Annotated in this window: 10 protein-coding genes; all 10 read left to right on the forward strand. The window is 68.7% G+C overall.

The genetic code is table 11. The features are described from left to right. The first annotated feature begins 61 nt into the window (after positions 1–61). The 10 genes from IT359_05065 (at position 62) to IT359_05110 (ending at position 11,611) form a co-directional block, all read left to right on the forward strand. The gene (locus IT359_05065; GenBank protein ID MCC6928348.1) at positions 62–700 is read left to right on the forward strand and encodes a sigma-70 family RNA polymerase sigma factor; all 639 of its coding nucleotides are present in this window, start codon (positions 62–64) and stop codon (positions 698–700) included. Between the two features lie 258 nt (positions 701–958). Then, positions 959–1,474 carry a hypothetical protein gene (locus IT359_05070; protein ID MCC6928349.1) on the forward strand — a complete coding sequence of 172 codons (516 nt, stop codon included), beginning with the start codon at positions 959–961 and terminating at the stop codon, positions 1,472–1,474. 72 nt (positions 1,475–1,546) lie between these two features. After that, positions 1,547–2,599 (forward strand): DNA polymerase III subunit delta, encoded by a 1,053-nt coding sequence (gene holA, locus IT359_05075; protein MCC6928350.1) that lies wholly within the window; start codon positions 1,547–1,549, stop codon positions 2,597–2,599. Positions 2,600–2,841: 242 nt separating this feature from the next. Continuing rightward, positions 2,842–3,996: an SPOR domain-containing protein gene (locus tag IT359_05080; protein MCC6928351.1), complete on the forward strand. Its 1,155-nt coding sequence runs from the start codon at positions 2,842–2,844 to the stop codon at positions 3,994–3,996. 18 nt (positions 3,997–4,014) lie between these two features. Then, positions 4,015–6,669: a DNA mismatch repair protein MutS gene (mutS, locus tag IT359_05085; protein ID MCC6928352.1), complete on the forward strand. Its 2,655-nt coding sequence runs from the start codon at positions 4,015–4,017 to the stop codon at positions 6,667–6,669. Positions 6,670–6,862: 193 nt separating this feature from the next. Further along, positions 6,863–7,291 (forward strand): energy transducer TonB, encoded by a 429-nt coding sequence (locus IT359_05090; protein ID MCC6928353.1) that lies wholly within the window; start codon positions 6,863–6,865, stop codon positions 7,289–7,291. Positions 7,292–7,350: 59 nt separating this feature from the next. Further along, positions 7,351–8,760 (forward strand): pyridoxal-phosphate dependent enzyme, encoded by a 1,410-nt coding sequence (locus IT359_05095; GenBank protein MCC6928354.1) that lies wholly within the window; start codon positions 7,351–7,353, stop codon positions 8,758–8,760. A 43-nt stretch (positions 8,761–8,803) separates the two neighbouring features. Next, entirely contained in the window at positions 8,804–9,802 is a 999-nt protein-coding gene (locus tag IT359_05100; GenBank protein ID MCC6928355.1) for a D-alanine--D-alanine ligase, read from the forward strand. A gap of 40 nt (positions 9,803–9,842) precedes the next feature. Continuing rightward, complete coding sequence (locus tag IT359_05105) at positions 9,843–10,502, forward strand: radical SAM protein (GenBank protein MCC6928356.1); 660 nt, start codon at positions 9,843–9,845, stop codon at positions 10,500–10,502. 197 nt (positions 10,503–10,699) lie between these two features. Continuing rightward, positions 10,700–11,611 carry a rhomboid family intramembrane serine protease gene (locus IT359_05110; protein ID MCC6928357.1) on the forward strand — a complete coding sequence of 304 codons (912 nt, stop codon included), beginning with the start codon at positions 10,700–10,702 and terminating at the stop codon, positions 11,609–11,611. Positions 11,612–11,915: the final 304 nt, after the last annotated feature.

An 11,915-nucleotide genomic window follows, 5' to 3' on the forward strand; every position in this document is an offset into this window, starting at 1 on the left:
TCATGTGTCCACGGGTCCGGATGCACGCGACCAACCAGCGAGACCAAAGAGGAGACGCACCATGGCTGACTCTGCACTCCAATCGGCGCACCTTACCGCGGGGCACGCGGTCAGGGAGCAGCTCCGACAGGTGGATGACGGTGCGGTGGTCAGCGCCTTCCTCACGGGTGAGGAGCGTGCCTTCCAGGAGTTGGTCGATCGCTACCAGACGCGCCTGCTGAACTTCATCTACCGGACCATCGGTGACCGTGAGCGCGCGGAGGACCTCGTGCAGGAGGTGTTCATCCGCGTGTACCGCCACCTTCATCGCTTCGACCGGTCGAAGAAGTTCTCGACGTGGATCTACACCATCGCGTCGAACCTGGCCAAGAATGAGCTGCGGAACCGCTCGCGGAATCCGCTCGTGCTTTTCCAGGCGATCCGCAAGAACTGGCAGGACGAAGATCGTCCGCTCCAATTCGAGGATCCGGCGTCGCGCCCCGATGACCTCTATCGCAAGCGCCACCTGCGCGAGCTGGTGGAACTGTCGGTGGAGCGCCTGCCAGAACACCATCGCCAGGTGTTCGTGCTGCGTGAACTCGAGGGGAAGTCGTACGAGGAGATTGCCGAGATCACCGACTGCAACCTGGGAACGGTGAAGTCCCGGTTGAACCGGGCGCGGAACGCCTTCGCGGCGATCATCAGTCCGGGGCTGCGGTAAGCCGGCGACGAACGCCGCTCGAGTGCCAGGGCGCGGGGCCCCTCATGGAAACCAGGTGAGGGGCCCTTCGTCTTTCAGTATGGCGAGCGCTAGCATTCGGTGTACGCCGTGTGCACAATGGGAACCCGACTCGATCGAGTGGGTACCCTCCCTCGTCGCCAGCCTACCCCGGTTCCCCGCGTCATGGATTGCAGGTCGTTTCGCCGCCAACATCTCGCCTTCGTCGATGACACCCTGCCTGGGGTGGACGTGGTGTGCATGGAACGCCACCGATACGAGTGCGAGTCGTGCGCGCGGTTGGACCGCGACGTTCGGCGCAGCCTTCTCCTGATCCGGAACAACCTCCCGGCAATCCAGCCCTCAGCCGACTTCTCGGCGCGCCTGGCCAGGCGCCTCGATGACGAGCGTCGGCGTGCGGCCGCTCCCGCGCCGCTGTTCCGCGGGCCCGGGATGAGTGGCTTTCTGTCGATGTCCATCGGTGTCGTCGCGCTGGGGCTCTTCGCGGTCGTGATGCGCGACGGCGGTGCGGCGCCGAGCGAGGCCAGCAACGTGGCTCGCCTGCCAAGCGTGGTGTATCGGCCGAATGGGGTGCCGTTGGGCGTGAACGCGACGCTTCCCGTGGCGCCTCCCGCATTTGTTGCATCGGTTTCGACGGGGATGGCGGTATGGCCGGCGCTCCTGATGATGGAGGAGGCGCAATCGCGCTATGCCGGGCGTCGCCGTGAGGCGGCGGTGCGCGCGGTGAGCTACACGGTGGAAGCACAAGCGCACTAGGGGCGCGCGCGCCGCTGCTGGCGCGAGAAGGGTACGGGAAGGGGGGCGGCCGGCGCGCTATATTGGGGCACCATGAGTGCCCAGGGGCTCCGCGAGCTGCGGAAGGCGATCGTGAGCAAGGCCTTCGAGCCGGCGTACTTCTTTCACGGCGACGACGAGTACCGGAAGGAGAGCGCCGTGCGGGAGTTGATCGCGGGAGCGGTCGATCCGGCCACGCGCGACTTCAACTTCGATCTCCTGCGCGGGGGCGAGGTGACGCCCGAGCAGCTCGCGTCGGCGGCGAACACGCTTCCCATGATGGCCGAGCGGCGCGTGGTGGTGCTGCGCGATGTCCCGGCCCTCAAGAAGGATTCGCGCGCGGTGCTCGAGCGGTACCTCACGCGCCCCTCGTGCGATACGGTGCTGATCCTCGTTGCACCTGCCGGAGCCAAGCCGGAGAAAGGGCTGGACCATGGCGTGGTGTCGCTGCCGTTTCCCGTGCTGCGCGACCAGGAGCTGATGGAGTGGGTGTCGCGGCATGCGCAGGAGGTGCATGGCGTGACGATGACGCAGCGCGCGGTCTCGCTCCTGTTCGAGTCGGTGGGGAGTGACACGGGGCAGCTGGCGTCGGAGGTCGACAAGCTCGTGTCCTACACGCAGGGAGCGACGATCGACACCGACGCTGTGGCTGCGGTGGTGGGGGTGCGGCAGGGGGAGTCGCTGGGAGACTTCCTGGACCGGGTCGCGGCGCGCGATGCGGCGGGGGCGCTGGCGCTGATCGAGCACGTGTTGCAGCTGCCGAAGTCGGGGCTCGTCCCGATCATCATCGCCCTCAGTGTGCAGACGCTGGCCATGGGGTGGGCGCGGCAGGCGCGGGATCGCGGCGTGTCGGAGGCGCGGCTGGGGAGCGAGCTGTTTGCCCTGTTGAAGGAGACCGGTGCCTATCCCATGCGCTCGTGGAGCGAGGCGACCGATTGCTGGAAGCGAAACGTGGCGCGCTGGGATGCGACGAGCATCGACGCCGCGCTGGCGGCGCTGCTTGCCGCCGACCGCGCGGCCAAGGACACCAAGCTCTCCTCGGACGAGCAGATGCTGGCCTCGCTGGTGTGCGCGATGTGTGCGCCGGCGCGGCGTCTCGCAGCCTGACTCGCCCTGCGCAACTGAACCCAGCCTGGCGCGGCCTGTTGCGACCCAGGCGTCCACAGCGATCCCGAGCGAGCCAGCACGTCATGCAGCTGTTCTTCTCCCACCTTCCAGTTCGCCACGTCTTCCGCCACGCTCCACGAATGCCTTCGTTGCCGCCGCTGCTTCCGCTACGAACGCTCTTCAAGCGCCGCACTGAGCGTCGTGATGCGCCAGATGCGAGGACGGTAGCTATCGTGACGGCAGTGAGCATGCGTGGCGTGCGTGCCGCCATGGTGGCGCTCGGCGCAGTTGCCATCGTTGCGCCCGCGACGGCGCGGGCGCAACGCACGGATGCGGCAGCGGCGCCCAGTGCGATCCTGTCGCGCGTGCAGCGGATGGTGAACGGCGGCGATCGCGATGGTGCGCGCGCGTTTGCCGACTCGGTGGTGCAGGCGTCGCCAGAGGGGAGCGCGGCGTACGTGGAGGCGCTCTACGCGCGCGCATTCGCCTCGCCGAGCGCGGTGGAGGCAGAGCGTGACTACCTGCGGGTGAGCGTGGAGTATTCGCTGTCGCCGCGCGCGGAGGATGCCACGATGATGGTGGCGCAGCTCAAGCTCGCGCGGGGCGACCGGTTGGGGGCGCGCCGCAACTTCGAGCGCCTGGTGCGCGAGCACCCGGAGGGGAGCCAGGCATCGAAAGCCGCCTTCTGGGCGGGGCGGCTGGCGATCGAGGATGGCGACCTGCCGCACGGCTGCCAATCGTTAGCCACCTCGCGCGCGAAGGTCTCGGCCGACGACGTGGAGCTGGTGAACCAGATCGACTACTACCGCCAGCGGTGCAGCGCGGCGGCGCTGGCTGCCGCGGCGCCGGCGGACACGGCGGCTGCCGCCGCGAGCACGGCCAAGGGGGCGACCACGCCCGGGGCGGGGAGCGCGAAGGCCAGGCCGAAGACGGCCCGGGAGAAGGCGCAGGAGCGCGCCGATTCCGTGCGCGCCGAGAGGGCGCGCGTGGAATCGGCGCGCAAGGAACGGGTACGCCTCGAGCAGGAGCGCGTTGCAGCTGAACGCGCGGAGAAGCTGCGTGTAGCGCTGGAGCAACGTGCCGCGCAGGAGCAGGCGGCGACGCAGGAACGCATCGCGCGCGAACAAGCCGAGCGCCAACGAGCCGCCGATAGCGCGGCCGCGGTTCCCGGGAAGGTGTTCACGGTGCAGGTGGCGGCCTTTCCCAAGCTGCGCGACGCCGAAGCGTTGAAGGAGGTGCTGCAGCAGCGCGGTTATGAGGCGCGGGTGTGGGGGGCCAAGGCGCCGTTCCGCGTGCGGGTGGGGCGCTATGCCACGCATGAAGAGGCCGACGCGGCGTTGGCGCGCATGAAGGGGTCGCGCTTGAACGGGATGGTCGTCGAAGCCGAGCCGCAATGAGCCACCGATGAGCCGCCGATGAGTCGCGACGCGACGCCGTTGATGCAGCAGTACCGGGACATCAAGGCCCGCCACCAGGAGGCGATCCTGCTGTTCCGGATGGGCGACTTCTACGAGATGTTCTTCGAGGACGCCGAGGTGGCGTCGCGCGTGCTGGGGTTGACGCTCACCAGCCGCAACAACGGGGGCGCATCCGACGTGCCGTTGGCCGGCGTGCCCGTGAAGGCGGTGAATGACTACCTGCGCCGGCTCGTGCAGCAGGGGTTCCGCGTCGCCATCTGCGAGCAGGTGGAGGATCCCAAGCTGGCCAAGGGGATCGTGCGACGCGAAGTGGTGGAGACCATCACGCCCGGGGCCGCCTTCGCCGACGACCTGCTGGACGTCACGCGGAACAACTTCCTGTGCGCGGTGCACCGTGACGGCGACACGTTCGGAATTGCAGCTGCCGACGTCTCGACCGGGGCGTTCCACCTGGTGATTGCGCCGGCGCGCGATGCCGGGGCGGCGCTGGCGCGCTTTGCGCCGAGCGAGGTGTTGGTGGCGCGTGGCACCTCGCTGGTAGGGGCGGCGGCCGGTGAGCTGAGCGCCGACGGGGCGCTGGTGACCGAGCGCGACGCTTGGGAGTTCGACCCGGAGCTGGCGCGCGAGGAGCTGGCGCGGCACTTCGGCGTGCACTCGCTGGAGGGCTTTGGCGTGGGGGGCGACGCGGCACCGGCGGTGGGGGCGGGGGGGGCGTTGCTCAAGTACGTGCGAGAGTTGCAGCCGGCGGGCATCCCGCACCTGTCGCGCCCGACGCTGGAGCGCGCGGGCGGCGTCATGCCGCTGGACGAGATGACGCGCCGCAACCTGGAGCTGGTGGAGTCGCTGCGTGGCGAGAGCGAGCACCCCAACGGGCGCGCGGCCGCCGAGCGTGCGGGGACGCTGCTGGGCGTGTTCGACCGCACGCAGACGCCAATGGGAGCGCGTGCGCTGCGGCAGTGGCTCCTGGCGCCGCTCCTGGACAAGGGGGCGATCGATGCGCGGCTGGATGCGGTGGGGGCGCTGGTGGGCGACTCGCTGGCCCGCGGCGCCGTGCGCGACGCGCTGGATGGGGTGCGCGACGTGGAGCGGCTGGCGAGCAAGGCGGCCGCGGGGCGCGCCACGCCGCGCGAGCTGGGCGCGTTAGGCAGCTCGCTGGCGCAACTGCCGCGCGTGGTGGCCGCGATTGCGCACCTCACGGACTATGGCGCGCTGGGCGACGTTGCCGCGCACTGGGACTCGTGCGCCGACCTGGCGGAGGCGATCGCCGCGGCGCTGGTGGAGCGAGCGCCGGTGGCCATCGGCGACGAGGATACCATTCGTCCCGGCGTGGACATCGCGCTGGACGAGCTGCGTGCGCTGCGCGACGGTGGGCGCGATGCCATCGCCAACATCCAGGCCGCCGAGCGCGAGCGGACGGGGATTACCTCGCTCAAGGTGGGTTACAACCGCGTCTTCGGGTATTTCATCGAGATCAGCAACGCCAACCGGCACCTGATTCCCGACGACTACCAGCGCCGCCAAACGCTCACCGGCGCCGAGCGCTACGTCACGCCGGCGCTCAAGGAGTACGAGGAGAAGGTCCTGACGGCGACCGAGCGCATCGAGGTGCGTGAGCGCGAGCTGTTCGAGGCGTTGCGGACACGAGTGGGCGGGGCCATCCGCCGGCTGCAAGGGGCGGCGGCGCTGGCGGCGCAGCTCGACGTGCTGGCAACGCTGGCCGAGGTGGCGGCGAGCGAGCGCTATGTGCGCCCGGAAATCACGGACGGCTTCGAGCTGGACATCATTGGCGGGCGCCACCCGGTGGTGGAGCGGATGATGCCGCGCGACAAGTTCATCCCCAACGATGTGCAGCTGACGGACGGAGGGCGGATGATCATCCTCACCGGCCCCAACATGGCCGGCAAGTCGACGATCCTGCGCCAGATCGGGCTCATCGCGCTCATTGCGCAGGTCGGATCGTTCGTCCCGGCGGCGAAGGCGACGATCGGGATCATCGACCGCATCTTCACGCGGGTGGGGGCGAGCGACAACCTGGTGCGCGGGCAGTCGACGTTCATGGTGGAGATGGCAGAGACGAGCGCCATCCTGCACACGGCCACTCGGCGGTCGCTGGTATTGCTGGACGAGATCGGGCGCGGGACGTCGACGTACGACGGCGTCTCGATCGCGTGGGCGGTGAGCGAGCACCTGCACGACACGACCGGGGCCAAGACCGTCTTCGCCACGCACTATCACGAGCTGACGCAACTCATCGACGAACTCCCGGCGGCGCGCAACTTCAACGTCGCGGTGCGGGAGGTGGGGGAGCAGGTGCTCTTTCTGCACCGATTGCAACCGGGTGGGGCGGATCGGTCGTACGGGATCGAGGTGGGGCGGCTGGCGGGATTGCCCGACGCCGTCATTCGACGTGCGCGCGAAGTGCTGGCGTTGCTGGAGGGGGAGGCGTTGGTGGCGGGACTCTCGGGGGAGAAGACGGGAAGACGAGAGGACGAGAAGACGAGAGGGGGGGGTGCGACACCGCAGTTGTCCCTCTTTGCCACTGCGCCGCATCCGGCGATGCTCAGGCTCAAGCAGGTGGACGTGAACCAGATGACGCCGCTGGAAGCGATGAAGATCCTCGACGAGCTCTCGCGACTCGCTAGGGATGCCTAGCGAGTAACGGTAGATTCCGCTGGACGTGCTCTTTCGGTTCGACCGATGTTCACCCCTGCCACTGTATTCACCTGACGTGACGCGCACCGCCCGCCTTTCGCTCATACCTCCTGTGTCCCGCCACTCCCGCCACTCCCGCCACTCCCGCAACTCCCCGCGCACCGCGCGGGCTACTGTGGTGACGACGTTGGCCGTGGCGTTACTTGCGTCGGGGTGCGGCAAGGGGGGAAGGGGGGAGGGGCCGCAGGTGGCGACGGCGGACTCGCTCCCGGTGTTCATCGGTGATTCGCTCCCGTTCAAGTACCCGGTGGCCCCGTATATCGAAGGGGTCCAGGACAACGTCACGTTGCGGCTGTACCTGGACGAGTTTGGCCGTCCGGTACCGGAGTCGACGAAGGTGCACGAACACGCGAAGCTCGCCGCCTTCGACAGCTCGGCGCTGGAGGGGGCATCGCAGCTCGTCTTCCGACCGGCGTACCGCGACGGGAAGGCGATTGCCTTCCCGGTGCTCTTTCCGATCAAGTTCCGCGTCCCCGATGGCCCCCCGATGCCGGGGGACAGCGGGGCCCCGATTGCGCCCGCTGCGCCCGTCGTCGCCGAATCGTCCGCTGTCAAGCGTTAGGCATTCACCCGGCCCCTTTCGTGACCGACCTCGCCCCCGCCCCCGCCGCCGCCTCGAACATCGCGCAGCTGTCCGGCCGCGTTCCCCGCAACCGCCAGGTCTTCGAGTCGGTGCTGGAGACGATCGGATGGACGCCGCTCATCCACCTCACGCGCGTCACGCGCGGAATCCGCACGCCGGTGTACGGCAAGGCGGAGTTCTTCAACCCTGGCGGCTCGGTGAAGGACCGCATCGGGCTCCCGATCATCGCGCAGGCCGAGCGCGAGGGGAAGCTCAAGCCAGGCGGGGTGATCGTGGAAGGGACGAGCGGCAACACGGGGATCGGGCTCGCGCTGGCCGCGGCGCTCAGGGGGTATCGCTGCATCTTCACGATGCCCGACAAGATGTCGCAGGAGAAGGTGCGCCTGCTCAAGGCCTTTGGGGCCGAGGTGATCATCACGCCGACGGCAGTTCCGCCGGACCATCCCGACAACTACGTGATGATGGCGCGGCGCATTGCCGCGGAGACGCCTAACGCGGTGCTGGCCAACCAGTTCTACAACGAGGCCAACCCGCAGGCGCACGAAGAGACGACGGGGCCCGAGCTGTGGGAGCAGACCGAGGGGCGCATCACGCACTTTGTCGGCGCGGCGGGGACGGGGGGGACGCTCACCGGGGTGGGGCGTTACCTCAAGTCGAAGAACCCGAAGATCCAGATCATTGCCGGCGACCCGCAGGGGTCGATCCTGGCCGAGATGTGGCGCTCGCAGGGGCAGGGGAAGCCGGAAGGGGCGCCGTACAAGGTGGAAGGGATCGGGCAGGACAAGGTCCCGGGGACGCTCGACATGGGAGTCATCGACGAGTTCATCACCGTCAGCGACAAGGATGCCTTCTCGATGGCGCGGCGCCTGACGAGAGAGGAAGGACTCTTCGTGGGCGGCTCGGCGGGGCTCATCGCGCATGCCGCGCTCAACGTGGCGCGCCGCATCAACGATCCCGACGCCTTGGTGGTCACCTTCCTGTGCGACACGGGGGAGCGCTACCTCTCCAAGCTCTACAACGACGAGTGGATGCGCGAGAACCAGCTCCTGGAGGCCGACAAGGCGACGATTGCGCAGGTGATCAACGTGAAGCCGGGCGGGGCGCCAGTGATGGTGAGCACGGCGCCGGGCGCACCGGTGCGGCAGGCGTTGCGGCTGATGTCGCTGCACGACGTGTCGCAGCTCCCGGTGATGGACGGGAGCACCTGCATTGGCTCGGTCAACGAGCACACGTTGTCGGCGCGCGCATTGGACAACCCCAAGCTGCTGGATGCGACGGTGGGCGACGTGATGGACCCGCCCTTCCCGATGATCGACGTCAACACGCCCGCCGACAACGTGGCCAAGCTCCTCTCGAAGACAAACCCCGCGGTGCTGGTGCAGTCGCACGGGCAGCTGGCGGGGATCGTGACGCGCGGCGACTTGCTGCAGTACCTCATGGCGAAGTGACAGAAGACGAGACGACGAGAGGACGAGAAGACGAGAGGCGGTCATGCGAGTGACGGTGCTCATGGGGGGGACTTCCTCCGAGCGGGATGTGTCGCTGGCGTCGGGGCTTCGAGTGGCGGGGGCGCTGCGCGCGGCGGGGCATGAGGTGCGCGTGGTGGATACGGCGCGGGGGGCGCTCAGTGCGGCTGACGAGCGCTCGATGCTCGAGGGGGGGCGCGTGGTGAAGACGGTGCCGCCCGACGTGCAGGCGCTGGTGCGGCTCAATCGGCAGCTACCGTCGTCGATCGATCATGTGGGGGAGACCGACGTCATCTTCCTCGCGCTGCATGGGGGAACGGGCGAGGACGGGACGATCCAGGCGCTGCTCGACCTCACCGGGATTCCCTACACGGGGAGCGGGCACCTGGCGAGCGCGCTGGCGATGGACAAGGATCTCTCCAAGCATCTCTTTCGCGCGGCGGGGGTCCCGACGGCGGACTGGATGATGGCGCCGGCCTCCATCGAGGCGGTTGGCGAGCGGCTGGGCTTCCCGGTGATCGTCAAGCCGAGCAAGCAGGGGTCGACGGTCGGGCTCTCGCTGGTGAAGGAGCGGGGCGAGTTGCCGGGGGCGATCGAGGAGGCGTTCCGGCACGACGACGAGGTCATGCTGGAGGCGTTCATCGCCGGGCGCGAGCTCACGGTGGGGATCCTGGGGGGTGAGGCGCTCCCGGTGGGGGAGATCATCCCGGTGAAGGAGCTGTACGACTACGAGTGCAAGTACACGCCGGGGATGGCGCAGGAGATCTTCCCGGCCGACCTGACGCCGGAACAAACGGCCGAGGTCCAGCGTCTAGCGAAGCTTGCCTTCGGCGCGTTAAAGCTGGGGGGGTGTGCGCGGATCGATTTCCGCATGACGCCGGCGGGGGAGTTCTACTGCCTCGAGGCCAACACGCTCCCCGGGATGACGGAGACGAGCCTCATTCCGCAGGCGGCGGCGGCGGCGGGCATCTCGTTCCCGGAACTGTGCGATCGCATTGCGCGGCTGGCGGTGACCAAACAGTAACCGCCGCGGGTTCTTCATCTGGTGAGGATCTTCAGGACGCATGGGAACACGACCGGTACTGGCAGCGGCGCTCGCGGGGATTCCGATCGGCATCCAGCGTCACGGCCAGTGGGCCGGGCGGCGACAGCTCCTGATCAAGTTCGCCGGGCCGGCCGAGACGGCGACGATGTACACGTCCGACGCGCTGGCGCGTGAGGTGGGGCGGGCGTTGAGCCGTTCGCCGGTGCACTCGATCTGCATTTCGGGGCGCGACGCGCTGGGGAACGCCGAGTTCCTGGAGGCGGCGCTGCAGGCACTGGCGACGAACACGCCGGTCGTGGCCGACACCGACGGGCAGCGCCCCGAGGCGATCGCCGTCCTGCACGCCTATCTCTCCCTCGTGCAGGTGTCGATCGACACGCCGGCATCGGAGGCGACGGTGGAGCGGGCGATGGAGACGGTTCGGGCCGCGGCGCGTGTGGGATGCGCGCAGGCGGTGGTCATTGGCGGGACGGATGAGGCCAGTGACGCCGATTACTTGCAGATCGTCGAGAAGGCGCACGCCGCAAGCGAGAAGGTGCGCCTCCTGATCCATCCCGGCCCCGCGACCGAGCGCGGGGTGCTGGACCGGCGGTGGGCGGTGCTGCTCGAGCACGCCATGGGGCGCCATGCCGACGTGCAGATCGCGCTGCGGTTGAGCGGACCGGCAACACTGCGGTAGCTGTTGTGGCGCCCTTGGCGACGTGCCGTTCGCGGTGCGTTGTGCGCGGCGCCGTCGCGCGTGGGAGAGTGCGGGCAGTCGGGGACGTGGCCGGAACAGTCGGCGCCTCCCTGCGATAGATATAGTGGAGAAAGTTCGCGCAGAGGGCCGCTCACGCCGCCAGGGCCTTCGCGATCGCCGTTTGTCGCATCACGCCGATGGGCCTCACGTACACCGACGACACCGACTATCCGCGCCTCACGAAGGCGGTGCAGTGGTTGATCGCGATCAACGTCGCGATCTACTTCCTGCAGCTGACGGTTGTGGGTGCGCAGAACATGCTGCCGGCGCTTGGCTTCTCGGCCGACGACCTGTCGCGTTCGTGGTGGACCATCGGGACGTACATGTTCGTGCACGGGGGCTTCTGGCACCTCGCCCTCAACATGTACACGCTCTACATCTTTGGCCCGCGCGTGGAGCATGCGTGGAGCGCCGGGGAGTTCACGCGTTACTACGTGCTGTGCGGGCTGGGCGGGTGGTTCTTCCACTTGCTGTTCGCGCGCGAGTCGCTGCTGATCGGTGCCTCCGCCGCGGTGCTGGGGGTGACGCTGGCCTATGCGACGCGCTGGCCCAACGACGAGGTCCTCCTGTTTGGCGTCGTCCCGCTCAAGGTGAAATGGATGGTGGCGCTGATGGTGGCGCTCAACCTCATTGGCGGGATGTCCGAGGGACAGGGTGGCGGGGTGGCGTATCTGGCGCACCTGGGCGGGCTTGCCGCGGGGTGGCTCTACCTGCGCACCGCATCTGGCGGCGGCGGAATCGATCGCTTCAAGCAGCGTGTGACCCCCGCAACCGACATCCCCGACGAGACTCCGCGCGCCATTCCGCGCTCCATGCCGCGCGCGCGTGAGAAGGGGAACGAGATCGATGATATCATCGCCCGCAGCAACTCCGCGGTGTCGCGGCGCCCGGCGCCGCAGTCGCCCCCACTCGGCGCCAAGGGGGTCAAGCGAATGAGCGACATCGACCTCGTGCTCGACAAGATCTCGCAGCAGGGGATCGAGAGCCTGAGCGCCGACGAGAAGCGGATGCTGGAGGAGATGTCGCGGGAGCTACGCGACGGCGCGTAGCGATTGACAGCGCGAGGCTCTTGGTCGCGCGCGACGTTCCAAGCGATGAGGGCCGCCGGAGAGGCGGCCCTTTGCACGTCGGGAACTCATCCGGGCCTCACGCCGAAGTCGCGTGGGGGAAAAAAGAGCCCCCCGGCAGTACCGGGGGGCGAGTGCCGTCGCGCCGTTCTCGCGTCGGCAGCGGCCGGCGCAACGAGCGCCAACCTGAAAACCAACCTACGGTTGAATCGGTCGCGTGTCCATAGCAGGGACGTACGCCATTGTGGAATCGTCACGCACTGGATTGGGACGCGACAATCGCGAC

Source organism: Gemmatimonadaceae bacterium (assembly GCA_020852815.1).
Classification (GTDB): Bacteria; Gemmatimonadota; Gemmatimonadetes; order Gemmatimonadales; family Gemmatimonadaceae; genus SCN-70-22.

Excerpts from the sequence above, each read along its gene's own strand:
- mutS (MCC6928352.1), top strand. The coding sequence starts at position 4,015 with ATGAGTCGCGACGCGACGCCGTTGATGCAGCAGTACCGGGACATCAAG.
- IT359_05065 (MCC6928348.1), top strand. The coding sequence starts at position 62 with ATGGCTGACTCTGCACTCCAATCGGCGCACCTTACCGCGGGGCACGCG.
- IT359_05110 (MCC6928357.1), top strand. The coding sequence starts at position 10,700 with ATGGGCCTCACGTACACCGACGACACCGACTATCCGCGCCTCACGAAG.
- holA (MCC6928350.1), top strand. The coding sequence starts at position 1,547 with ATGAGTGCCCAGGGGCTCCGCGAGCTGCGGAAGGCGATCGTGAGCAAG.
- IT359_05100 (MCC6928355.1), top strand. The coding sequence starts at position 8,804 with ATGCGAGTGACGGTGCTCATGGGGGGGACTTCCTCCGAGCGGGATGTG.
- IT359_05105 (MCC6928356.1), top strand. The coding sequence starts at position 9,843 with ATGGGAACACGACCGGTACTGGCAGCGGCGCTCGCGGGGATTCCGATC.
- IT359_05070 (MCC6928349.1), top strand. The coding sequence starts at position 959 with ATGGAACGCCACCGATACGAGTGCGAGTCGTGCGCGCGGTTGGACCGC.